Genomic DNA, 24,669 nt, shown 5'->3' with positions numbered 1-24,669 from the left:
TTAAGCACGATTTTCGTGCATTGTTAATCGGTTTTCGCCCATGTCGTTTAACTTACAACTTCACGAACTTACCCAAAACTTCCAGAACCTTCGGCCCTTTGGAACTTGCGTCTTTTTCTAAAAACGCGCCCGTAAAAACATGAGCTTTTTGATTCACGATAAAAATTCTCTGATAGTTGTGAATTTTCAGATTTTTACCGCCGATTGATTGTTCAAATCTGCTTTCTAAAATTACGCTTTCGATTCCGTGGATTTTGGATTTTTTCGGAGGATTGATCATTTCGTATTTTTGAAATACGATCGGATAAAGACCCGTCATTGTGGAAATGTAATCGTCCAAGGAAATTTCTCTCGGCTGTTTGGAAAGGTCTTCTATCGTATAATTGATGTTCGTATTGAAAATACCGGCTTCCGTACTTCCTTGAGGATATTCAAAAAGAAAAAAGTTGATTCCTGCAAATTCAAGAGCCTTTTTAATCGTGCCTGAATTATCCGAGTTCGATGCGATTTCTTCCGCTTGGTTCATGAGATTCGGATTATCGTTAAAATTCCAACCTTCGTAGTCGAGCCCGAGTCCGAGAGAAGGAATTTGCACTACCTTCGCGTTCGATTTTAAGGAATGTTCTTTTTTACAATCGAGTATTACGAATGTTAAGACGAAGAGGATGGAGATGATACGAATCGGATTGTGTTTCATACGGTTGAACTTCCTAGGAAATGAAAAGAATACTCTCTTCGATAAAAAAAGCGAGTCAATTTAGAATTTATCCTAAAACCTATCTGATTTTCTTTCCCGCATGTAAGAAGAAAGTTGTCGGATATAAAAAATTTAAGACAAGTCGCTCTATTTCATTTAACGGAAATAAGGCGAAGAATCCTTGTGTTCGGTTGTGTTTGAATTGAGAAAGGGGTTTCAAAGAAATAAAAAAGCCGATCTGTTTAGATCGGCTTTTAGGATTTTCAAGAACGATTGATTAGAATGCGAAAGAAAGCAGAACCTTAAATCTTGTAAAGATATCCGCAGCAGAAAATCCGAAGAGGAGGAGAAGGAATAGAAAACCGGAACCGAAAATGACTCGGTTCATAATCGAATCGTATTTAAGGTGCATAAAATATCCGAGCACCAAAGAAGCCTTTGCAGTTGCAACGGCCATCGCGATAATCACGTTCATCGCACCGAAGTCGATTCCTGCAACCCATACCGTAACAAACGTAAAGAAAATCAAAGTGGCAAAAATCACTGAATAGGTTTTTACGGAGATGACATGGTGTGAACCGTGACTTTCTTCCGCGTGAACAGGAGCGGCCGCCGGAGCGCCTTTCAATTTTTCCTGGCCTTTTAAAACTGCGTCTTGAAGAGCCTTTCCTAATTTATTGTCTTTGTTTCTTGTGATAAAGTCTTGGAGTTTATTTTCTTCTAAAACTTGAGAAAGAAAGTTAACGGTAAATCCCGCGAGAGTCGCGCTGACAATCGCTCCGGCTCCGATGACAAACCCGGTAAAGGGGATCATAAACCCGATGCTAACGATTACGTAAAGAGCGTAGTTTAAAAACAGTTCCATTTTCTATCCTGAATGTGGACCGCATAGATTGCGGATGGTTTTCCGGGCGGTAAACCGCGACCTGGAGGACATACTGGCAAGGTCTGAAAAAGCCTCAAGTACATTTCAGTGAAGAATTCGTTTCCTCCATTCGGAATAAAACTTTTGAATTCTCTCTTGTATCGTTTCTCGAGAATTTTCTAAAAAGCTCAAGAGAATCCAGGCGGTTCCGTAGGACTTTCCCGAAGTAAATCGATCCGGAGTCAAGGGAAGAATTTCAAGCCCCTTCGACTTACCCCAGTCTGAAATCCATTCCGAATATTTCGGAATCGGTTCTTTCAAGGGTAAGGGAAGAATGGAAAGATTTTCATCGAATCCTTTTTTGATTTCGTTGAGAGCAGGGGACTTCGAAAATTCAAACAAAATTCTTCCCATGGACCATCGAAAATTCGTTTCACTGATCCTTTGTATTTTTTTTATATTTTGAGAATAGAACTCAAAACCGTCGATCGAAATCGGGCCGATGTATTCGGGAGAAAAACTTTTGGATAACTCTTTCACGATCGGTTCCAAAAGTGAAGCGAGAAGTTCGGATTCTTTTTCCGAAGGGAGATAAGCTCCGTTGTATTTTCCTTTTTCGTCGCAGATTTGGATCGTAGTTCCGGAAAATGTGGGAACTCCCGCGTTAAAATCATAGAGGCAGGAAAAATCAAACGTTCGTAACATCCAAGGTTCCGCGACGCAGGGAAACCAAGAAGAATCTTTTTCGGCGTTCCAATCTTCCCAATTTTCCGAAACGATGGGAGAGAATTTAAGGATTTTATGTCTTCCTGAAAAACTAAACTCCGGTTTGAGAACGGTTTTGTCCGGCCGTAGTTCCGACCATTCCGAAGACAAAGTGGAAAGATAAGAAGGTTTCTCCAAAATCATGGCGGGAATATCTTGAAAACCTCGTTCCGATTTCCAACGAGCCAGAAGAATTTTAGAATTCAATCTTTTGGAAAGTTCCGCTTTTTGAGGAGAATAAAGAATTTCACCCGAATCATTCAGATCGGAAACGGAACCCCATTCTTCCCAAGTTCGGATCGGATCGATCGGTGAAGTTTGAAGATTTTTATCGGAATTTCTTTTTAAGAATTGAAACTTGCAAAATCGAATTCCTTTCTTTTCCCAAAATTCCGTCCAACTCGGATCGGGACGTTCTCGCAGGAAAATCGTAGTCGACGGATTACAAATCGATTGAAAGAGAAAAAACAGATTTTCCAGAGATCGGTTTTTTAAATCCAATCTTTCGGGAGCGATCTTTGCGGATCGTAACTCTTCCTCAAAAAATCCGTTGAACCTGCAATAACGAGTCATAATATCCTGAAATTTTTTGGTTTGTAAAATCAAGAATGGAACATCAGAATTTCGATAATCTGAATAAGGGTAAATTTATGAACATCCGTATTTTGACATTCCTGATGATTCTTTCCGTCGCCGGTTTAGGAGCCGCACCGAACAAGGTCCTAACGATGGAAGAAAAGGAAGAATTAAAACAGATCGAAACCGTACGCAAAAGCGGTTTTACGGATATTGAAATCGATAATCTTCACGCGTCCATTGCCGGGAACATTCTTAAAATCAACGGTCTACTCGGAAATGAAACGTATAAAAAAGCGCTTCGTTATATCGAAGACGAACCTCGGGTAGCCTCGAAGTTCTTGTTTCAAGATAAGGAAAATAAACAATATTTGGAACTCGACTTGGGTCTCGGTCAATCTTTTGCCGATTATCCGAAAACGTATCTCTATCAATCTAGAATTTATATTTATCCCGGAACGGACGGACAATCCTTGGAAAAGATCATTCTTCAGTTTAAAAGAACGAACGCAAAGGGAGAAGTTTTCATTCGAGAAATGAGACGTTTGGTTAATAATTCTCCGAAGGGACCGACTTTCTTAGGAGACGGAAAAAGAACTCCGAACAATAACAGTGAAATTCTTTTGGAATTCTTTTCGAGTCATGACACCGATTTTCTTTGGCCGGATAATCCGGTTCAACCCGTTTCCGCGAGCGTTTCCACCAAGTTGCACGATGCGGCCAATCCGCTTCCGTATAATAAACAAAAACAGATCATTCTTCAGTACAAAATTTACCTGAGAAAAGTGGATAAGATGGTAAGTCTTAAACTTCATGCGATGGAATTGGATCAGAAAATAATGATCTCCAAAATGTTGGAGTTTCGATGATCGTCGCTCAAATGTAGAATTGTAGTTGCGGCGTTGGATTTCGTCTAACGTTATTTTTTGATTAAGAAGTCGCTGATGACCTTTTCTTGGGTCAGATATTTTTTATTTAGGTAGGAAATTGCGAGATTGATAAATCGTGGAACTTCTTTTCCCGCTTCCAACAAATCCAATTTTGTCTGAGTCAGTTCGTCGATCGTAGACAAAGCCAATTTACGCTGACTCTGATGCGATTCGAACTCGTCTTCGGTTACGAAAGTCATTTTACTTTTTACCTTTCTTTCAGAGTATCAAAATCTCAGGAAAACGCAAGTCGTTCCCGAACGATTTTGAAAAACACTGTAATTAACGTTGAATTACCCGAAGAAAGTTTGGGCGAATCGCTAGCGAATTTCATCGCGGAGATCGGCTCGCGACCGCGTTTGAACTCAAATGATCCTCAAGTCTCCCTATAATCGATTGCGGTTTGAATCCCTCTTTCTTCATCCACTAAAAAGTTGATGAGAAGAGAAATGATAAAAAAAACGGAAACCACCAAGAAGGAATTTCTTAAATCGAAAAGAACCTGCAATCCTCCCACCGCAATGAGACCGAATGCGGCGGCTATTTTTCCGGATAAACCCCAAAGACCGAAAAATTCTCCGGACTTGGATTCGGGTGCAAAAAGACCTACGATCGCACGGCTTGCGGATTGTGTGGCCCCGAGTCCGGCTCCTGCAAAAACTGTCGTCCCTACGAACACCCATTGTTGTGTGGTCGGAATTCCGATTTCGATCAAAAACGTCGTGATATCTTTCACCCAATAAATCAGTAAGAGACAAACAACCCATAATAAAAGCGTAATATTGAAGGTTTTCTTCGCGCCGATTTTATCTTGAATAAAACCGAATACAATCGCGCCGATTGCTGCAAAAAGTTGGATCAATAAAAACATTGCGATCTCGTGTTTTTCTTCCGTTTTGATTTCCTGCGCGCCGTAAATAAAGGCGAAACTGATTACGATTCCGAGTGCGGCCATCGCAAAAAACAAGGACACAAGATACAAAGCCATATCGCGGAACTTGTGGATTTCCTTCATCGTGGCAATCACTCTTTCGATTCCGATTTTGAGGTAGGAAAGTCCTTCCGGTTTTTCTTTTCCTGCCGTGTATTCTCTCAAAAGAAGAAAGGTCGGAATTCCGGCGAATAAAAAGAAAAATGCGGTATAAGGGCCGACCAAACGAAGATTGCCGAAATTCGCCAAGGTTTTAGGACCCAAGGTATTGACTAACGCAACGGCTGCGATTCCGCCGAAATATCCGATTCCCCAGGCGTAACCGGAGATTTTACCCAAATCTTCTTTCGGTCCTAAATAAGGAAGAAAACTGGAAGCGAAGTTTTCTCCCGAGGCGAAAAAGAAATTGGAAAAGATAATGAGAATAAACGCTAAAAGATATTGTCCCGGAGCGATTACGAACCAGAGCGCGCCCGTGGAAATGATGCAAAAAACATAACTATAAAATAGAAATTGTTTTTTACGCGCGGAGTAGTCGGTGATCGCTCCGAAAATCGGTCCCGTAACGACTACTAGGAGATACGAAATCGCAAGAGCGATCGACCAGAGAAGATTTCCGTATTCAAACGGATTTTCTTGGTTTGCGGTGGAGGGAACCACCAATTGACTGAAAATGATTCCGTAAGTTACGCTGATAATGACAGTCGTATAAGATGAGTTCGCAAAATCGAACATGCACCATCCGAGAATTTCTCGAAAGGGGGCTCTTTTGGTATCCTGCATGGTTTGCCTTTTTGATTTTAATCAGGGATTTCGAAGGCTATTTTTTCGAAAACCCGGTGTCAAATGAAAACCGTAAAAAATTTCTCTTGCAGAAGATTTTCGGAATCTCTAATCTGAATGGAAAATCGTTTTCCGACTGTCCAATTAAATATAAGAATATGGATTCCTCATTTTTTAACCAAGTAGATCTCTGCCAACTAATGCGCCCTCGTAAAGTTTGTGTGTGCAACCAAATATCCGAAGAGGAAATCCTGACTTCGATTCGAAGCGGAAACGATACCTTTCAAAAGCTTATGGATGATACGGGCGCTTCGACCGGATGCGGGACCTGTTCGAATTCGGTTCGTAAAATTTTGGCTCGAGAACTGAACGTTCCGAGAGCATGACTTCACTTCCTAACGTATCAATCAATATGGCGATGACTCTGGACGGGAAGGTTTCTCGTCCGGACGGAAGGTGGTACGGACTTTCTTCCGGGAACGATAAGAAAAAAATGGATGAAATTCGTTCCAAGTCGGACGTTTTAATTCTCGGAAAAAACTCGATTCTTAACGACGATCCCGTCGTTCATCTTCGTTACGTTAAAAACGGAAAGGATCCTCGTCCCGTGATTCTTCTCAGATCCGGAACTCTTCCGGAGGATAAAAAAGTATTCCGTTTTTCTAAACAACCTCCGCTGATTTTTTGTCTGAATCAAAATTATTCCTTGGTCCGCGACAATCTCGATTCCGCGGCGGAAGTCGTTCTACTTTCAGGAAACGATTTGAGCCCTTTGGAAGTTCTTAAGGTCCTTTCCGAAATGGGATACCGGGAAATTCTTTTGGAAGGAGGGCCTTCCCTGAACGACTCCTTCTTTAGATCCGGCCTCATATCGAGAATTTATCTCACAATCGTTCCCTTTTTAATCGGACAAAAAGATCTTCCTTCCATTACCGGCGGTTATAAGGAATATTTGGACTTCGATCGAAAAAAATGGGACCTAATCTCTTCGGAAGTATTAGAAAATGAAGTTTTTCTAATGTATGAAAAAACGATGGAAGTTTAAAAATCAAACTTCGGATATATGAAACAAAAGGAATTGTTCTACGCTTTTTTTTTGAGAGTTCTCCCGATTTTTTTTGCCTCCGTTCTAATTTACGAACAATTCTTTCCGGAAAGAAAAATTTTGGTGCAACAGGATTCTTTGATTTATTTGCCGGATCGAAAAGAATCGATTCCGTTGGAATCGGAATGGATCCGTCTTTCGGAGATTCCGGAAGAGTGGATTTTATATACCGTTCAGGTGGAAGACAGAAGATTTTATTCTCATAAAGGATATTCCATTTCGGATATTCATTCTACGTTAGTTTCTTCCGCCTTATTTTTTCGGAAGATAAGAGGCGCGAGCACGATCACTCAGCAGTTGGCCCGTACGCTTTTTTTATCTCGGGAAAAATCCTTATCTAGAAAATGGAAAGAAATTCAGATCGCTTCCGCGTTGGAAGATGAACTTGGAAAGAATATGATTTTAGAATACTATCTCAATAACGTTTATTGGGGTAGGGGAATGAGCGGTTTGAATCAGGCTTCTCGATATTATTTTAAAAAGAAACCGATCGATTTGGAAACGAATCAGTTTAAATCGTTGATTCAGATCTTAAAAAAACCGGACGCTTATACTCGGGAAGAAGTGATTTCGCTTTCAAGAACGTTGTAACTAACGTATCGTAAAAGAAATAAACCGTAAAAACAAGAAAACCCGGCAACGTCCTACTCTCCCATGCAGCGAACCACACAGTACCATCAGCGATGAGAGGCTTAACTTCCGTGTTCGGGATGGGAACGGGTGTGGCCCTCTCTCTATAGTCACCGGGAATCTTAAAGACATATTTTTATTCTCGCCGGTTTTGTCATTCTTAAATTGAAAAGACGGAGGAACTTTATAAGAACCTGTCGATTTTTTAATTAAATTTAGATTGACCCACTTACCTACCGATAGGTAAGTGGTTTTATGAAACCCGTGGTAGATACAAGAGAGAAAATTGTCACTCTTGCCAGAGATTATTTTCAAAACGTCGGTTTTCAATCTTTCAGTTTTCAAAATATAGCGGATGATTTAGGAATTAAAAAGGCTAGTATTCATTATCATTATCCTTCCAAAGATGAATTGGGTCTTGAAATACTTGAAGTATATTATAGGGATTTTGAAGAATATAAGAAAAACATAAAGGAAAGATCGCCCAGAGTCAGACTATTCGGGCTTTTTAAACTCTACGATAGTTATACGGGCGAGAACGGAAGGATTTGTCCGTTCGGCGTTGTGGGTGCGGAATATCACGTTCTTGCTCAAACAATCCGGGACAAAACGCGGGTTCTTCACAATCAACATCGCGATTTTCTAATACAAACTCTGGATGACGGAATTAAGGACGGGTCCTTTACGCTTACTCTCGGCGTTCGAGACACGGCGGATTTATTTATGTCTGCGATTCAAGGGGCGATGCAGATTTCAAGAATCCGAATGGATAAGGAATATTTTCCGAAGACGATCAAAAGTCTTAAATTGATGATACAAACTAAGGAGCATAAAAATGTCGGTTTCTGAATCCGTAACACAGGCGTGGGTTGATATGAACAAGATGGCGGATAAAATGTTCAAGGAATACGGTCTCAACCTTGAACTTCCGCCCAAATCCTTTAAGGAAATGAATGCGGAGTTCGTTGAATTCGAAGGAGCAAAAAGGATCGTAGTTCGAATTCCGTACGACGATCGTTTTACGAACCCGGTCGGAGTTTTTCAAGGAGGAATGCTTTGTACCGCTTTGGATAACACGTTCGGTCCCCTTTCCTATCTTGCCGCCAAAAAACCTTGTGTCACCACCGATCTATCCACTCAGTTTTTTAGAACCTTCTCTCCAAAAGACGAATACGTTTTGATCGAAGCGAAGGTGGTTTCCAAATCTCCCGCTATTTTGACGATGCAAGCTGAAGTTAGAAATCCGAAAAATAAACTCGTTGCGATCGCCACTACGAGCGCTTTGATTTTACAGGAATCGATGTTAAAAAGAATGAAGGGCAAACAGGATCAGGAAGAATAACCTTTCGGGCTTATAAACGGAATATTAAGAAAAATTTATAGACTCCCGATCGGACTTAGAGTCGAACCCAAAACCATCTTGAACGACCTGCAACGCGACCCATAGGGAGCGTTGCATGAGTTTCTTAAACGCGACCCATAGGGAGCGTTGCATGAGTTTCTTAAACGCGACCCATAGGGAGCGTTGCATGTAACGTTATGCCCGCAAGCGACACGCAGGGCCCGGTCCGAGCGCCTTGATCGGTCTTTTTTATCTCAACTTCATAATGCGCGATGGACCGAGCGGGGCTCCGCGAGCCCGGAGTCGGCGCGGTCCGTGAAAGCGGAACCTTTGTCTTGTCTATGATCTCTGCTCGGTCGCTTTCACGGATGCGGCCAAAAGTGGATTTGCGGGAGTTCTCGACGTTCAAAGGATCGTGCTTTTGGGATTCGGATGCGGCGGATCAGCCGTATTGCGGGGTTTGGCGATCGTATGTTTATTGGGAATGTAAAAATCTCATGGTCAGTTGCAATCGATTTGTCCGCAGTTTTCCCTTTCTTCTTCGGTTTCTAAAGTGACGTGCGCGATTTTCAGGCCCTTCAAAATTTCCCTCGCTTTGGACTTAATGACTCTTTGATGTTCGGAAGAAAGATCGTTTTTCAAAACGAGATGCGCGGTAAGCGCGTTTTCAGTCGTACTCAAGGGCCAAATATGAATATGATGAATATTTAATACACCTTCTATGGACTTGAGCTCCTTTTCCACGGTTTCCGATTGAATCGTATCCGGAGTCGAATCCAGACTCAATCTGACGCTTTGTTTAAAAAGCGGAATGTTTCCGTAAAGAATGACGAACCCGATCAAAAGACCGATGAGCGGGTCGATCCACAAAAATCCAAACCACTGAATCAATAATCCGGAAACGATCACTCCCAAGGATACCAATCCGTCCGCAAGAAGATGTAGATACGCGCCTTTCATGTTTATATCTTCGTCTTTACTTTTGTGAAATAAGAAAGACGAAGAGAAATTCACCAAAACACCCGCAAAAGCCACGATGGCGATCATTCCTCCGGAAACTGCGGTCGGTCTGGAAAACTTCTCAATCGATTCGTAAACGATAAAACCTACGGTGCCGAAAATGAGTATGGAGTTAAGAAGACTGACTAAGATCGAAGATTTTTTCCACCCGTAAGTAAATCCGGGAGAAGGCCCTATTTCTTGAAGTTTAATCGCGATCCAAGCGAGAAGCAACGAACTCACATCCATCAGATTATGGCCCGCGTCCGAAAGCAAGGCAAGCGATCCCGACGCCAAGCCGATTCCCGCTTCGATTCCCGCGTAAACGAGGTTGAAAAACATCGCGATCACAAGACTTTTGCCCGCGTTTCCGGAATGATGATCGTGGGAGTGATGAGAATGATCGTGAGAATGGTTATGTGAGTGAGGACGGTGATTTCCCATGAGCCGTTTAAAATGATCTCTTTCCCAGAATAGCGAAGCCACAGGCTTGTAAACAAAAAAATACTTTCGTTGTTGAGAATCGATTCTCTTAAAAGATATACTTACCGTTTTGTGAATCGAAGACATTGTCTTCTATTAGACTTTTCTAAAGTAACCCGGCGCGCCGAAAATGAGGCATTGAATTTTCAATTCGCCGTCTTTCTGACGTCGAGCTTCGGTTAAATTACGACTTTGGTGAACGTATTTCTCGAATTCCAAACGTTAAATCCCCGTTATTCGATGTTGCAAATCTTTTCAAAAAATGTCGGGAAAGTCATCGGAAAGAGAAACAATTGTTGCAATTGTTGTCAAAAAAAGTATTCATTGTCGATCTATGTCTTGGAAGAAATTGACTCAATACCTACTGATTCTGTTGTTTCCGTTATGTCACGGCTTGAATGCGTATCAGGAAGACGGACATTTTTATACGGTTCAAACCGTTTTAAATAACTTTCAAACTTCTTCTCCCCTAACTAAAGAGGAAATCGCTCTTGTCGCTTTTTGTACTCAGCTTCCGGACGAGGTTCCCGAGTTGGACGCGATTTCCGTATACCAAAAGTTGGCTCTTGAACATCCATTCGATTATATACTTTGGGTTTTTACCGATAAAGGTTCTCCTAAAACCCTCGGGAGAATGGCCGAAGTGCAACAGTTGTTACACGGTTTGACCGGAGGAGATAGCGAACATCTTCGTAATATTGCCATCGTAACTTTGGATCGACTGCGTACGGAACTTACTTCTAAAAAGGAAAAATCTCCCGAAAAATTATGCGCGTTAGGTTTTGCTTTTCATCTATTGGGAGATTCATTCGCACATCGTAAATTACGGAATTCTAAAAAGATGTATCCTACGGGAAGAGGGCACGCTTCCGATATGACATTGCCCGATCATCCGGTTTACAACGACGATCGTGTTGTAGAATGGGAAAGTTATGCGAAAGGAATTCCGAATCTGTTTCGTTCCGATCTGAAGGAAATCGTAATCAATGACGACTTTAAAAAAGTCAGGGAACTTACCGGAAACAACAATCCTTGGCATTGTATCTTCGGAAGGAAATGCGAGGACAAACTCAGAAAAATTTTATTACATCGATTGAGAGAATCCGATTCTTTTCCAAAATACAATCCTATACAGAAGGATCGTTATCCCGCCGCCAATTGTCAAGAATACGTTCGGAGAGTAGTCGAACAAAAGGACATTCCATTCACTCCGGATTGCGGCGGGTCTTGGAAAATTTACAAACAAGTCTCTTTGAACGTTTGGAAAAGTCTGGGTTACTTTAAGGACGAAAAGTCCCGTAAACAAATCGAACTCTACGAGGGAGACGACTTATGGCAGAATCGTTAAGCGAAGAGCACCCGCGTAAAAAAAGAAAAAGAAAAATTAAGAAGAAGTCGATTTGGGGAGAAGTCCTGATCGTATTCGCGGGATTTCCGATTTTGATGGCTTGGATTTCTTTTCGCAGTTTCGTATGTTGGGGAAATTTGAGTTATACCGGAGAGGTTTTTTGCACCGTTTCAGGTGCGATCAATCCGCTTCTTTTGATTTTAACTTTGTTCCTGATCCTATTGACGTTTGTGGATCTTCACAAATTGGGCGACGAACTGGAGGAACTGCCTAAATGGTCTTCGAAACGGATTTATAAGGGGTTTCGATCCCTGGAAAAATGGGATAAGATTCATTTTTTGTTTTCATTTGTTTCCTTTCTGGGGGCTTTGATCATCGGGATTTATCTCCTGAATCATTTTGAGTTTAGTTTATTTTAATGTACGAACATAATATTCGGGGTTGTGATGAAAAAATACGAAGCGGTTGTGATCGGTACCGGATTCGGCGGAGCCGTAAACGGTTGTAGGTTGAGTAAAAAATGGCCCGGCCAGGTTTTGATTCTGGAACGCGGAAAACGTTATCCAAAGGGTTCTTTCCCCCGTTCTCCGCACGATATGTCCAAGAATTTTTGGAACGTTCCCGAAGAGAAAAGTTCCAAAGCCCGTCCCAGAAAACTTTCCAAATTGAATCAAACGGGTTTATTCGACGTTCGAAATTACAAGAACATGGACGTCGTTATTTCCGCAGGGCTCGGCGGCGGATCTTTGATTTACGCGAATGTGTTTCTCGAACCGCCGGATCATGTCTTTGACGAACGTTGGCCCGCGAACGTAAAAAAGAAGAGTTTAACAGCATATTATAAAATTGTAAAAGAAATTTTGGGCTCCAGGCCTATTCCGCTTAACAACGATCCTCGCAGAAAAGTCGTTCGGACTACACTCTATCAAAAGTTCGCAAAACACGCGGGCCGCGAATCCAAACTCGCCGACATCAACGTCTTTTTCGGTAACGATTTTAAAAATCCCACCCCGATAGGACTTCAGGAAAAAAATCGATACGGAGCCGTTCAAACTTCCTGCACCTATTGTGCGGAATGCGATATAGGATGTAACACACATTCCAAAAATACTTTGGATCTGAATTACCTTTTTGTCGCGGAAAACAAGTATAAGGCGGACGTTAGAACGGAACATCTGGTTCAAAAGATCGTTCCTCTCGGACCGGATGGACAGGACAATCCTTCTTGCCACGGTGAAAACGGTTACCGAGTTTATTTCCGGGATCTTTCAGGACAAACGAGGGAATTGACTTCCGTAGTTGCAAAACGAGTCGTAGTTTCTGCGGGCACGTTAGGAAGTACCGAACTTCTTCTCAAATGTAAGAAGGAATTCAAAACCCTTCCCGATATTTCGGATCATCTAGGAAAACAATTTTCCGGCAACGGAGATTTTTTGTCCTTTGCAATCAAAGGAAAAGAACCGGCAAATCCGAACTACGGTCCGGTAATCACACAATACACGGATTATAACTTATTCAAAAGTTACGATCCTAAAAAGGCTTTTATTCTTCAAGACGCAAGTTATCCGGTATTCGCCGCTTATTTTGCCGCGGCCGCAGTTCCTTGGTTTTTAAGGATCGGATTTTTCTTTCACATGCTCGGCGAACTTTTACGACGATTTTTGGACGGAAAAATTTTCGGAAAAGTAGGTTATCTGATGAGCGAACTATTGAAAGGGGATCTTTCTTACACGTCGGCGGTGCTGCTTTGTATGGGAATCGATCGCGCGGACGGTCAAATGGTTTTGGATCGCAAAAGAGGATTTCAGATTCAATGGCCTCAAAAAAATAGTATGTCGCTTTATGAAGCGATTCTCGGAGTGATGAAGGATTTTGCTTCGTTTATCAAAACCGATTTTTATTTTCCGCTTCCGACTTGGTCTTGGCCGATTCGGAACAACGTCTCCGTACATCCTCTAGGCGGTTGTGTCCTCGGGAATTCGAAAGCCGACGCCGTAACTTCGGCGGACTCTAAAACTTTCGGACAGGTTTTTTCGTATCAAGGACTTTACGTGGCCGACGGTAGCCTTTCTCCAACCGCGATCGGCGCAAACCCGTCTATGACGATCGCCGCCCTTTCCGAAAGAGTGGCCGAGGGGATTACGGGATTGAAACCGACTGCTAATCTTTAACTAACATGAATTTGGTGTTAAAAATGCGAAAGCGATTGTATGTTTAGACCCGCATCATGACCCGTAGGGAATGTTGTGCTTTAGTTTCTTATTCGCCCAAATTTTCTCAACGAATTTCATGTTAAGCAAGGTCGCCTATTCGTTGATTCGCTGACATCTATTCACTAACAGGTGAGGGAACTACTGCATTTTGTTAAGAATTTGCCGATATTTGTAGACAATTTCACTTGAGATTTTTGGTAAGGGCTCTTATAAGTCATATCGATTTGCCTATCCGGCTTGCAAAATTGAATACACGAAAATAATATTCGTTTTTAGGATTGTTATGAATAGCACAACGGAATCCCCCAAAGACACACTGGAATTGATCAGACCTTATTTACCCTCCGGGATCGTTCGGAGATTAGCGGATTTCGGCGAGTCGAAACTGCAAAGGTCGCAGTCCTTCGAAGGCGCCATTTTGTTTTTCGACGTTGTCGGGTTTACTCCCACCACATTGGCGTTAGCCGCCAAAGGAACGCGGGGAATCGACGCCTTACAAACCGTTCTTTCCAATTATTATACGGGGTTGTTAAAACATCTCAGTCAATGGGGCGGGGCGGTTTATCAATTTGCGGGAGATTCCGTTTTAGTCAGTTTCGAGAAAAGGGACGGTGAAACCGATGCGGGAGCCGCGCTTCGGGTCGCGAATTGTGCATTAGGAATTTTTAATTCGATTTCCGAATATGTCTCCAACGAACTTTTGGGCGAAACCGTAAATCTTCCGGCTCGAGTTGGTTTGGCTTACGGAGTATATCAGGAATTTATCTTAGGAGAACCGGACCGATTCTTAAGGGCCGTGATCGCAGGCGCTCCGGTGGACCAATCCATTTCCGCCGAAAAACACACGTTAGGCGGGGAAATCATTCTCAGCGCCGGGCTCTGGGACCTTCTTCCGGCATCCAAAGTCGGCGAGAGCGTTGATTCCAATTTCTATCGTCTGATTGATTGCGAAAAATGCGAGAATATCGTCCCACCTCCGGCCCGTTCCGCGGCGGAAGAAAGAATTTCGGACGAACGTTTTTTCAAACGTTGCAAACGTTTTATCGTGCCGGAGTTGTATCAAAGAGTAACCAATATTCACAAGGCTTTTTCTGGAGATTACCGCGAAGTGGCTTCCGTTTTTGTTCGAATCGATTCTCCTTTGGAGTCGAACACGGATTCGAAAAGTTTTAACGACTTTTTTGTATACGTCCAAAGCGCCGCGGCTTCCTGTTCCGGAACGTTCGTACTTACCGATTTATCCGACAAAGGCGGAGTGTTCAGTATTCTATTCGGAGCTCCTGCCGCGCTTGAAAACAAGGAAGCGTTGTCCGCTCGATTTGCGATTCGACTTCTGGAAGGTGCCTCCAATTATCCTGCGGCAAAAAATTTGCAGATCGGGATCTCGACGGGGATGGCGTATTGCGGAGATTTAGGAGCGCCTTTCCGAAAGGATTTTACCGCCATCGGTGAGATGATGAATATCGCCGCGAGACTTGCGACTCTTTCCGATCATATCGGAAAAATTCTCATCGATTTTCAAACGAAAAGCAAATTAGGGAATAATTTCTCCTTTCACGAAGTGGGAGACGTCGAGCTCAAAGGAGTCTCGGGAGCTAAGAAGGTATTTCAGCTAACGTCAGAGCAAAAGAATATTCCCGGACTTTTGATCCAATATAGGGATAAGATGATCGGAAGGAAGGAAGAGATCGATCGTCTCCACAAGATGTTGGACGTTTCCATGGAAAAAAGCGGAGTGGTTTGCAGAATTATCGCGGACGCCGGACTCGGCAAATCCAGATTGACAAACACTTTTATCGATCAGGCCTACGATCGAAACGTCGAGATCCTCATCGGTTATTGTTATCCGTACGAAAAGTTCACTCCGTTTTATCCTTGGAAGGAATTGTTGACCCTCTTTCTCGGAATTTTCGAGGACGATTCTCCGGAAACAAGAGTTTCGAAAGCGGAAAAAGCATTAGATAATTTGAATTCGTTCGACGTCGCTTGGGCCAAAGCGCTCGTAGCTTTGATGGGAGTTCCCGTGGAAGAAGATCCTCTTACAAAAGAGATCGATCGAAAACAAAAGAATGAAAGATTGTTTGAAATCATAATCTCCTTGTTGCAGGAACGAGCCGCAGCAAGACCGTTGATGCTGATCTTCGAAGACGTTCACTGGATCGACGAACTTTCCAGTCGCCTTTTGGAGCAACTCGCTTCGAGATTGCCTGGGATGAGAGCGATGCTCATCCTCGTATCCAGACCGGAAGGACAGTTCGCGGAAGAGACGGTTTCGCCTAACGAAGAACTCATTCGTTTGAAAGAATTCAAACCGGAAGAAGCGAAGGATTTTCTAATTCATAAATTCAAAATGGACACGAGCCAGGAGGAGTTTTTGGATCAGATTCTCAACCGATCCAGCGGAAACCCGTTTTTCCTCGAGTCCATCGTTCACAACTTGATCGAAGAAGGAACTCTTAAAAAATTAGAGGACGGAACCCTGTCTACTTCCGATAAAACCCGGGATATCCAGATTCCGAATACGTTAAACGACGTTTTGCTCGCCCGCGTGGATCGTCTTCAGGAAAGGGAAAAGATCGTTTTAAAAACCGCATCCGTAATCGGGCGTTTAATCAACGTTGAAACTCTCAATCACTTATTACCGCCGGAGTTCCGTTCTCAAATTCAGAACATTATGCAGAGTTTGGAAGGTTTGGATCTGACTCCTCTCGAGGTTACGGATCCTCTTACGTATATCTTCAAACATATCGTGATTCGGGATATCGTTTATAACACTCTTCTACATTCCACAAGAGAGGATCTTCACAAAAGAATCGCTTCGTTTATCGAAAAAGAAAACGAAAACAACGTGATTGAGATGGCGGACATTCTCGCGTTTCACTATCAGCAATGTTCGGATTTTGAAAAAGCCTCCAAGTATTCTTTGATGGCGGCCCGTAAGGCGAGAAGCAAATACGCGAACAGAGACGCGATTTATCACTACGGCAAGGCTTTGGAGATGATCGCTCAGTTTGAAAAAACAAAAAGCGAAACCTATTACCAAGTCAAAGAAGAGCTTGCACACGTTCATCGCCAGCTCGGAGAATATTCGATCGCCGAAGTCCTTTTTAAGGAATGTTTGGAAAACAAATCCACGCTCAATTTGATTCGTTCTTATACCGGGCTCGGTCAGATTTATCAAGAGCAGGACGATATTTCCCGCGCGATGGAAACCTTGGAAAAGGCATTGCGGATCACCGGAATTCGTCCACCCGGAAGTAGGCCCGATACGATTTTAAAAATCGTATTACAACTTACTTTTGTTCTTCGATTTTCCATTTTCGGATCCTCTTATACTTCTTCGGACAAAGCGGAACGTTTGAGACTCAGATGTATCATTTTGGTTACGTTGGCAAAGATGTATATCATGAAGGACGTTAAGAAGTTCGGTTGGTCCGTGTTCACTCAGTACAACGCAACTCAACGATTCGAAGATCCCGTTCGTCAATCTCTTGCGGAATGTGCGCTCGGCCAAGTTTTTGTGGGAATGAATTTGTTCGGACCTTCGAAGCATTTTTTGATCAAAGGAAGGGAACTCGCCGAAAAAACGGGCGATCCTTATGCAAGAGCGATTAGCCTTTTGATGCAAGGCGTATATTATATGATGCTCAATCGTCCGGATCTGGGACTTCCGTTCCTTCACGATTCGATTTCAATCTATCGTCAGGTCGGAGAGAAATGGGATCTGCTTTCCGCGCTTTCTTCGGGCGGGTTTCTCTATTATTTTCAATCCGACTTTAGAACCGCAAAAAAATACTTTGACGATATCGGAGAAATCGCAAGCGATTTAGGCGCTCAGTTGCAACTTCGATGGACTCGGATCTGGTCCCCGTATTTCGGATATCTTCTCGGCGAAGTAGATTCCCTCGAACTCGAAAAAAAATTGTTAATCGAAGTGGAAAGAGCCGCTTTGGAAAACGACGTGATGAACGAACTTTCCACAATCAATAAACTATTAAAACTTGCGATGCTCGAAAGCTGGCCTGAAAAAGCGGCTCACTGGTCTAAAAGAAGTTATGCGGGATTCCTAAAATGCGAAGTGAAATTTCCGCAACTTCAAATCGGAAACGTTTATTTCGCCGAAGCCGCTCTTTATGCGAAGAGGGAATTGGGCGATAATAGTCTGAATAAGATCATCAATTACGGTTTAAAAAGCGCTTTAAAACTCGGAAAGTCTCTTCCGTATCTTTACGGTCCGGCTTTGATGCTCAAAGGAAAGTTGCAATTTTACGGCGGCGACCGAAAAAAAGCGGAGTCCATCTTTAAAGAAGCGGAATCCTTTTTGTCCAATACGTTGAATCAATGGGAATACGCGACCGCACTGTATGAGGCCGGGTTGCTTTTGGAAGATAAAAATCGTATTTCGATCGCAAAGGGAATTCTACAACAACTCGAAGCTAAGGCGGATTTAAAACGTTTGGAAAAAAGTTCGATCGTTTGAGCAACTTGTTCAATGCCGTATTTCTTATATAAGAAAAAACTTGAGAGTCGGGAAACTCAAAAGGTTCCTGCAAAAATAATCAACCGAAGATACAAGAAGTCGAACATAGCCGCGAAAAGAATCGATATAAAAAGTAAGGTCGAAAGATAATACGACCGTATATAAAACCGAAGAAACAATTTGCACGATCACGGAACTGAATACGGACATTCTGGATTTTTTTACGATTTCGAGAATGTGCGCACTGTCGGTCGTTCCCGGATCGGGCATTAAAAACCAGCTCAACCAAAATAGGATTGCGGCGAGGACGAGTAGTTAGCCCGTCCAAGAAGTTTGTTTTTTCATTTGAATATTCCTCTTATGGATTTAAAAATCTTTGGGGACTATGTTTTGGAATAAATCCTTACTTTGCTTTTCGTCCTACAAAAAATGCGATGACTCCGATCACATACAACTCATAATCTTCGAAGTTTTCTTTGAGCGCCGCTTCCAAATCCGGGAACGTATCCTCCGTATTATGGAAAACGCCTTCCCGATTTAGATTTTTCATTCCTCTTCTGGATAAGTAATGAGTTTGTCCGAGATCGTGCAACGCGGTCGTACCGAAAATGACTCCGTCCGGTTTGCGGATCTGAATCAAGTTCTTAAATGCGATCGATGCCTTTGTGCGGATCGGTCCGGGAACGCAGTGAAATAAAAAACTCAGTCCGATCGAATCGAATTTTTCTTTTGTGTTGATAGGTTCCAGTATGTTGGCTCTATATGCGTTGAATTGTCCCGCGATTTTGGAAAGTCTCTTTCTGGATTCGATCAGGGAATTCGGATTCAAGTCCATTACGGATAGAGTGGGTTTTTCAACCGGGAATTTGGCGTTTTGCAAAAGATAACCCGTTCCCACTCCGATATCCAAGTGATTGGCGCTCAAATTTTTGTTGTAGAGGTTGATCATGTTTTGAGGAGGGCATCGCCAGAACCATCGGCTGATGATATTTAAAACGATGAGGTCGTAAAACCTCAGAAAACTCGGAGTATAAACCTGTTGTCCTTCTATGACTTCCGGACTGTACTGATTTTCAGACATACCAAGATCGATATACAGTTGATTTTGTTGCATTTTTAATCCTTTTTATATTCCGGAATTTACCGTGTATAAGGAATGATTTATTTTTCCTCAAATCTTTCAAGTATATTCCGAAAACACATTAGGATCTTCTTGTATTCAGAAAATATGTATTATTGTGAGTTCGGTATAACCAATGTGAAAGCGATGATATGTTGCGACCGAGGAAACTTAGGCAGACGCCTCTCGATGATCGGCATCTGGGCAAGCAGGATTGAGTTCAAGCGCGGTTTTCTATGCCGAATTATAATCCCGCACAGATTGAGGCGGCCGTATGTTCGGCCACTGCGGAAATCGTCATCACCGGATGAAATCCGATTGAAGAAGGGATGACCGATCCGTCCGCGATAAATAAATTTTTATAACCGAATACTTCTCCGGTTTCGGATACGACCCCCTTGTCCGGATTAGAGGCGAGAATACAACCTCCCAGAGAATGCACCGAAATGATCCGATTGAATAATAAAAAACTTGCTAACGGTCCGAATTGTCCTCCGTATGCGTCTCCGATCTGTTGCATGGAGGCCGTCATATCTTGAATAAGAGTTCGGTTTTCCTTGGCGTAATTCCACTTCACGTCGATATTCTTACCGCGGCGGACGATTCTACCGTTTGCGTTGTCCCTTCCGATTGCAAATAGGTTTGTCATGTAGGTGGGATCGCCCGCACCCGGAAGACCGGGAGGCAAAGGTTTTGAAAGTAATCCCTTTCTAAACACGAAAGGAAGAATCCATTTTAAACTTTTCCAAAAAAAAGGTCCGATCAATCTTAAAAACCAATTCGGTTTAGCAATTCCTAATGAAGCAAGCACGGTCATTACGGGTTGACTGAAAGTCGGCGCGGCCAGAGTGAATTGAAATCCTTGCGGAAAATAATTGATTACGGTCGTTACGTCCGGGCCGTCCCAAGGTTTTAGATCCGTTTTACTCGATTCGATTCCGCCCAGAAAATCTCCGTTTCCGGAATATCCTTTTCCGAGATGTTTGCTGAGATTAGGTAGCGTTTTGTACCTGTCCCTACTGTTGAAAAGAATTCGATTGGTGCCTAACGTTCCCGCGGAAAGAACGACCCTTTTTGCGTATGCGGTTTTTTTCTCTCCGGTTTCCGTGTTTTCGTAGTAAACCGCGTAACCGTTTTTGGGATCGGGAGCGATATGCGATACTATAGAATTCGTTTGAAACAAGGCGCCGTTTTTTTGAGCGTCAGCAATATAATTAAAATCTAATGTATTTTTGGCTCCGTAATTACATCCGAACTCGCATTCCGCACAACGTTGACACGTGGATTGTCCCGGCCTGGAGGGTTTAAGCCAGCTCGCGGCCGCATCCGGATCGAAATAAGTATGTCGATTGAGTTCCGCAGCGGCTCGAAATTTATTTCTTTTCGGGAGATCCCATTCCGGCGGAACGGGTTTTACGTCGAATTCGGAGGCGACCTTATCGAAATAAGGATCCAAGTAGTTTCGATTGAACGGAGCCGGCCAACGAGGATCTTCAAAAACCTTTTGATCGGGTCGAATGTGAATGTTCGCGTAGATCAAAGAACCTCCTCCCAAACCCGAAGCGGTCACGGTTCCGAGTCCGCTGAAAAAGTTGAGTTCGTAAAGTCCTAGGGATTTTCTTTTTTTAGGATAACGCCAGAGTAGATTGTCCGTTTGACGCACGTCTCTCGGAAAGGATCCCGGAGGATATTTTTTTCCCCGTTCCAAAACGAGAACCTTTTGACCTTTTTCGGAAAGTCTTAAAGCGCTGATAGAACCTCCGAATCCGGAGCCGATTACGATAGCGTCGTAGTATACGTTGTCTTTTGACATATTTTCTTCCGTGAAATTATATTATAAATCTTTAAAATTAAAGATTCCTCAATACTGTTTTAAGGACTGGAGAATCAAAGGATACACGTCTTTGTGAGCGTTTTTACCGAACATACAATCGATATGTCCGTAACCCGGAATCACGTGACGTCTATACTGGGAAGGATTAAAACGGTCGATCAACTTTTTGTAAGTCAATTCCGTACTTTCCGGAAGATAACACTGATTTTCCGATCCGTGGATGAACGTGATCGGGAGGTTGAGTCGATCCCAATTCGGAACGTAAACGTCTCCGCCTTCCGCATTCACCACTTTGTGCGCGCGGATCATCTTGGATAAATGTTCGAACGCCTTGATATTGGATACTCCGAACATTTCCCCCAAACCGTATCGATAGGTTTCTTCATTCAGATTTTCTAATTTATAGAGGCTTCCGTAAAGAAAGGTGATTCTTCTGCTGACCGGATTTACGTCGTGAGCGAAAAGGGATTGAGGTTGTAGGGCCAAAACGGAGTTGAAAAATTTATCCAACCATCCGTCCCGATCGCTCGTATAAGCCGTCATGTCTTCCACTCCGAGCGCGTCCAAAATTTCCGCGGTATGAAATCCCACTTTGATATCCATCGAGGTCGGAACTTCTACGTTAGCCGAAACCTGCGACAGTACGACGGATCTAACTCCTTCCAAACCTGCGAGTAAGGCCATTGTAAACGTGGTTGCTCCGAAACAATGAGCCACCACTTGAATCTTATCGACCTTGGTAAGTTCTCGAACCTTATCAACCGCGGCCGGATAATCCTTGGTCGCGATTACGTCTCCCGTATTCGGAAGCGGCGCGGAGGGAAGGGCGATCGAAGTTCTATAATCGAAGAGCCAAACGTCGTACTTGTTTTCAAACAAATATTCCAAAAGATTGGTATCGATCGTATCGATGCTGAAAATCAAACTGGAAACTCCAAGACCCGGCGATAAAAGAACCGGACCTTTATTGCCGCCCTTATATCTTAAAAGTCTTAAGTCCGCTCCGTCCGTGGTTTTAAAAAAATGAACTTCGGGAGAAGAAACACGAAGAGGTCTTTTCGTTCTGGGTCTTGCGTCCTTGTCCCAGGGAACGATCGAACTCGCAACTCCGCCGTAAACGTCGTATAACGCTCCCGCAAAAAACGAACCGAACTTCGCCATTCCTTTGACGTCGTCGAGTACAGATTTCGCATTGATGACCTTCATCGTAGTCATTTGTTTTGCAAAATCCTCGGGAAGAATATGCAGAATTCCTTTTCCAAGTACGGGAGAATTTTCGGTTTCACCGTCGTAAACGGTCGTAAAGAGGGTGCTCGTGTCTCTCCAGATGTTCGTGAGTCCGTCGTTTTGAATCCACTTGGCCCCTACAAAAAGATATTTTTTACCTTCTTCCGTATTGAGAATCATACGATAGACCATGTTTCTCGTTTCCACTCGGTCTTCTCTGGAAATGAAAAGTAAAAATTCTCCGCCAGTGACCGTGATCACATCTTTGGAAAGGACGGGAGCTTTTACGGTGCCGAATAACGTGGCTTTGTGATCGGGGTTACCGACCATCTCCTCCAGATTTTCACTTCGGATCGTAAGCAGGAATTCGATGGAAGATCCTTCGTCTTTACCGATTTGATAACCTCTATCCGCGTCTTCTTTCGATTGAGTGGAAAAGAATCCTTTCATACATTCCGTGAATTCGATTCCCAAAGTGGTATCGTCCGGAACGTCCGTGTTTTTAGGATAAGAAGGGAGATTGTAATCGATCTTGAGTCCTTTTTGAGCCGTGAGTTTTTCGCAGGCTCTTTCCGAAATCGCGCAGATCGTAAGCAAAGGATTGACTCCTAAAGATCTTGGGATCACGGAACCGTCCATGATATACAATCCGTTATGGGTCGCGGAGCCGCTCGTACCCGAATAAACCTGACAGTTCTCGTTTACGACGGATGAGGAGGCGTCTTCTCCCATCGGACAACCGCCGAGCGGATGTACGGAAATCAAATCCTGATCCGTCAAACGATTCCATACGGGATTCTTAATATAGGTTCCCTGCAAAGGAACCGTGGCTTCTTTTAAAATCGTACTTATCTTTTCGAAGATCGGTTTTTTCCCGACGTTCGGCCAGGAAATTCTCAATCGATCGTCTTTGAGAAACATCTTGCCGTCGTTTCCGTCGTGAGCCATCACGAGATAAGTCTGAGTATTTTTAACCGCACCTCGATAAGGGCCCAGAATAAAACTTAAGAAAATTCTAATTTTCTCAAGTACCCATTGGACAAAACCTTTTTTGGTTTTTACTCCTGTGAATTCCGAGCCCAACGCAAAAATCGCCGGTAATTGACCGCGTATCGCGCCCGGAATCGAACCTTCTTCGACGATCATTCCCTCGTTTAGAGGGGCGCCTTTGCGGGTATCGATTACTCCCGTAATACAAGGACCGACGTTGGCGTTTCCGTTCGTTTTTTTGGATCCGAAGCCGATTCCGTTGATTGTCGTATTTCCATTATAAGAAAATCCTAACATATCTCCGTTTCCGCTAAACCGAACTCCGACCGCGTCCGAAACGTTCAGTCCTTTTTCCTTGGAACGAAGAAGAATTTCCGTGGAACCCAGGGCCCCTGCTGCGAGGATCACCGTGTCGGTTCGGATGAACAATTCGTCGTTGCTGAATTTCTCGCGATCCATTCCGAGAGGAATGAAATGAACCAACCAAGAGTCGTCTTTTTTTTCGATGTAATTTACTTTTACCTCCGTAAAGATCTGCGCTCCGAAGTTAACCGCGTCCGGAAGATAATTCATCAGAGTCGTGTTTTTGGAGGATACGTTACAACCCGTGACACAATCTCCGCAGTTCGTACAAGCTTCCTGCATAACTCCGACGTGATTGATCTTGGATTCGAACGTGACGTTGATCGGAGTGGGATAAAATTCTTTCTTTAAAAACGCCGCGGAAGTTTTAAGCGCCTGGTGTTTTGCAAGATTGCGATATCGACTCGGAAGAACGTTCGGTCTTAACATTTCTTCCGCGAGGGAATAATAGGGGTCCATTCCGTGACTGTTCGCTTCTTCACGGATGATCCGCGGCCAAGCGGGATCTTGAAACACTTCCGGAACCGCTCTCAAACTAACGTTCGCGTTGATAAGCGAAGTGCCTCCCAGGCCGCAGCCGACTAAAACGTTGATGTCCTTGTTAAAATGAAAATCAAACAGACCTGTTTTGGAACCGATATGTTTGTCTTCGTAGTTCGCTTGAACCTCTCCAAGCGCGGGGATTTCCTTGTTCGGAAATTCTCCCGGTCTGATTTCCTTGCCTCTTTCTAAAAGACAGACCTCGATTCCCGCTCTGGAAAGTCGAGAGGCAGCGATGCCGCCGCCGTAACCGGAACCGATCACGACCGCTCCGTATTGACTTTTAATTTTTTCGATGGGTTGAGAAATTTTTTGAATCAATGTTTTTGCCTGGGTTAAATTGGCAGAATGTTTCCAAAAAAGGAAAATATTGCAAGAAAAATAGCGACCTAAGGATTTGAATTCTCGGAAATATTTTACGTCATTCTTTGGTTGACGCCCGATCTGAA

General features: G+C 43.3%; 18 protein-coding genes, 1 rRNA gene and 2 pseudogenes. 10 read left to right on the top strand and 11 right to left on the bottom strand.

Annotated elements, in window-relative coordinates; genetic code table 11:
* Positions 1–52: 52 nt before the first annotated feature.
* The 3 genes from LEP1GSC194_RS02660 to LEP1GSC194_RS02650 all read right to left on the bottom strand — a co-directional run bounded on the left by LEP1GSC194_RS02660 (position 53) and on the right by LEP1GSC194_RS02650 (position 2,933).
* Positions 53–697, bottom strand: a complete 645-nt coding sequence (locus LEP1GSC194_RS02660; RefSeq protein WP_020772179.1) for an LIC_13215 family putative lipoprotein — start codon at positions 695–697, stop codon at positions 53–55.
* Between the two features lie 277 nt (positions 698–974).
* A complete protein-coding gene (locus LEP1GSC194_RS02655) occupies positions 975–1,562 on the bottom strand; it encodes a cytochrome C oxidase subunit IV family protein (RefSeq protein WP_020772186.1) in 588 nt (195 codons plus the stop codon).
* Between the two features lie 105 nt (positions 1,563–1,667).
* Positions 1,668–2,933 (bottom strand): hypothetical protein, encoded by a 1,266-nt coding sequence (locus tag LEP1GSC194_RS02650; RefSeq protein WP_020772169.1) that lies wholly within the window; start codon positions 2,931–2,933, stop codon positions 1,668–1,670.
* A 44-nt stretch (positions 2,934–2,977) separates the two neighbouring features.
* On the opposite strand from LEP1GSC194_RS02650, the gene LEP1GSC194_RS02645 reads away from it, so the two are divergent.
* Positions 2,978–3,772 carry an LIC13212 family protein gene (locus LEP1GSC194_RS02645; protein WP_086005136.1) on the top strand — a complete coding sequence of 265 codons (795 nt, stop codon included), beginning with the start codon at positions 2,978–2,980 and terminating at the stop codon, positions 3,770–3,772.
* A gap of 50 nt (positions 3,773–3,822) precedes the next feature.
* Here the strand turns inward: LEP1GSC194_RS02645 and LEP1GSC194_RS02640 are convergent, their stop codons facing one another.
* Together LEP1GSC194_RS02640 and LEP1GSC194_RS02630 are read right to left on the bottom strand one after the other, a co-directional pair.
* Positions 3,823–4,032 (bottom strand): hypothetical protein, encoded by a 210-nt coding sequence (locus tag LEP1GSC194_RS02640; protein WP_020772139.1) that lies wholly within the window; start codon positions 4,030–4,032, stop codon positions 3,823–3,825.
* A gap of 176 nt (positions 4,033–4,208) precedes the next feature.
* Positions 4,209–5,609: pseudogene (locus tag LEP1GSC194_RS02630) on the bottom strand (MFS transporter).
* 95 nt (positions 5,610–5,704) lie between these two features.
* On the opposite strand from LEP1GSC194_RS02630, the gene LEP1GSC194_RS02625 reads away from it, so the two are divergent.
* From LEP1GSC194_RS02625 to LEP1GSC194_RS02615, 3 genes are read left to right on the top strand one after another with little or no spacing between them, the layout of a single operon-like run.
* Positions 5,705–5,932 (top strand): (2Fe-2S)-binding protein, encoded by a 228-nt coding sequence (locus LEP1GSC194_RS02625; protein ID WP_051185296.1) that lies wholly within the window; start codon positions 5,705–5,707, stop codon positions 5,930–5,932.
* The gene (locus LEP1GSC194_RS02620; protein ID WP_036040903.1) at positions 5,929–6,591 is read left to right on the top strand and encodes a RibD family protein; all 663 of its coding nucleotides are present in this window, start codon (positions 5,929–5,931) and stop codon (positions 6,589–6,591) included. Before LEP1GSC194_RS02625 ends, LEP1GSC194_RS02620 begins: the two co-directional genes overlap by 4 nt.
* An 18-nt stretch (positions 6,592–6,609) precedes the next feature.
* Positions 6,610–7,242 carry a biosynthetic peptidoglycan transglycosylase gene (locus LEP1GSC194_RS02615; RefSeq protein ID WP_020772121.1) on the top strand — a complete coding sequence of 211 codons (633 nt, stop codon included), beginning with the start codon at positions 6,610–6,612 and terminating at the stop codon, positions 7,240–7,242.
* Positions 7,243–7,282: 40 nt separating this feature from the next.
* Here the strand turns inward: LEP1GSC194_RS02615 and rrf are convergent.
* Positions 7,283–7,399 (bottom strand): 5S ribosomal RNA (rrf, locus tag LEP1GSC194_RS02610).
* A 137-nt stretch (positions 7,400–7,536) separates the two neighbouring features.
* On the opposite strand from rrf, the gene LEP1GSC194_RS02605 reads away from it, so the two are divergent.
* On the top strand, positions 7,537–8,130 hold the full coding sequence (locus LEP1GSC194_RS02605; protein WP_020772180.1) for a TetR/AcrR family transcriptional regulator: 594 nt from the start codon (positions 7,537–7,539) through the stop codon (positions 8,128–8,130).
* Positions 8,117–8,623: a PaaI family thioesterase gene (locus tag LEP1GSC194_RS02600; RefSeq protein ID WP_020772205.1), complete on the top strand. Its 507-nt coding sequence runs from the start codon at positions 8,117–8,119 to the stop codon at positions 8,621–8,623. Before LEP1GSC194_RS02605 ends, LEP1GSC194_RS02600 begins: the two co-directional genes overlap by 14 nt.
* 501 nt (positions 8,624–9,124) lie before the next feature.
* On the opposite strand, the gene LEP1GSC194_RS02595 is transcribed toward LEP1GSC194_RS02600, so the two are convergent.
* Positions 9,125–10,066, bottom strand: coding sequence for a cation diffusion facilitator family transporter (locus LEP1GSC194_RS02595; protein ID WP_036040937.1), 942 nt, complete (start codon positions 10,064–10,066; stop codon positions 9,125–9,127).
* A 373-nt stretch (positions 10,067–10,439) separates the two neighbouring features.
* Here LEP1GSC194_RS02595 and LEP1GSC194_RS02590 point away from each other — a divergent pair, with 373 nt between their 5' ends.
* The 4 genes from LEP1GSC194_RS02590 (at position 10,440) to LEP1GSC194_RS02575 (ending at position 18,146) form a co-directional block, all read left to right on the top strand.
* Complete coding sequence (locus LEP1GSC194_RS02590; RefSeq protein ID WP_020772162.1) at positions 10,440–11,453, top strand: hypothetical protein; 1,014 nt, start codon at positions 10,440–10,442, stop codon at positions 11,451–11,453.
* Complete coding sequence (locus LEP1GSC194_RS02585) at positions 11,438–11,872, top strand: hypothetical protein (protein ID WP_017810044.1); 435 nt, start codon at positions 11,438–11,440, stop codon at positions 11,870–11,872. The genes LEP1GSC194_RS02590 and LEP1GSC194_RS02585 overlap by 16 nt, the downstream gene beginning before the upstream one ends.
* 27 nt (positions 11,873–11,899) lie before the next feature.
* Entirely contained in the window at positions 11,900–13,624 is a 1,725-nt protein-coding gene (locus LEP1GSC194_RS02580) for a GMC oxidoreductase (protein ID WP_020772131.1), read from the top strand.
* 325 nt (positions 13,625–13,949) lie between these two features.
* Positions 13,950–18,146: an AAA family ATPase gene (locus LEP1GSC194_RS02575; protein WP_020772117.1), complete on the top strand. Its 4,197-nt coding sequence runs from the start codon at positions 13,950–13,952 to the stop codon at positions 18,144–18,146.
* Positions 18,147–18,263: 117 nt separating this feature from the next.
* Here the strand turns inward: LEP1GSC194_RS02575 and LEP1GSC194_RS23525 are convergent.
* The 4 genes and pseudogenes from LEP1GSC194_RS23525 to LEP1GSC194_RS02555 all read right to left on the bottom strand — a co-directional run.
* Positions 18,264–18,443, bottom strand: a pseudogene (locus tag LEP1GSC194_RS23525) (hypothetical protein); the annotation flags it as partial.
* A 106-nt stretch (positions 18,444–18,549) separates the two neighbouring features.
* A complete protein-coding gene (locus LEP1GSC194_RS02565; protein WP_017809453.1) occupies positions 18,550–19,260 on the bottom strand; it encodes a class I SAM-dependent methyltransferase in 711 nt (236 codons plus the stop codon).
* A gap of 250 nt (positions 19,261–19,510) precedes the next feature.
* Entirely contained in the window at positions 19,511–21,079 is a 1,569-nt protein-coding gene (locus LEP1GSC194_RS02560) for a GMC family oxidoreductase N-terminal domain-containing protein (RefSeq protein WP_020772183.1), read from the bottom strand.
* A gap of 48 nt (positions 21,080–21,127) precedes the next feature.
* Positions 21,128–24,541 (bottom strand): alpha/beta fold hydrolase, encoded by a 3,414-nt coding sequence (locus LEP1GSC194_RS02555; protein ID WP_020772150.1) that lies wholly within the window; start codon positions 24,539–24,541, stop codon positions 21,128–21,130.
* Between the last annotated feature and the right edge of the window lie 128 nt (positions 24,542–24,669).

Source organism: Leptospira alstonii serovar Sichuan str. 79601, assembly GCF_000347175.1.
Lineage (GTDB): Bacteria > Spirochaetota > Leptospiria > Leptospirales > Leptospiraceae > Leptospira > Leptospira alstonii.
Note: the sequence above shows the minus strand (reverse complement) of the source record. Positions and strands in the feature narration are given on the sequence as shown.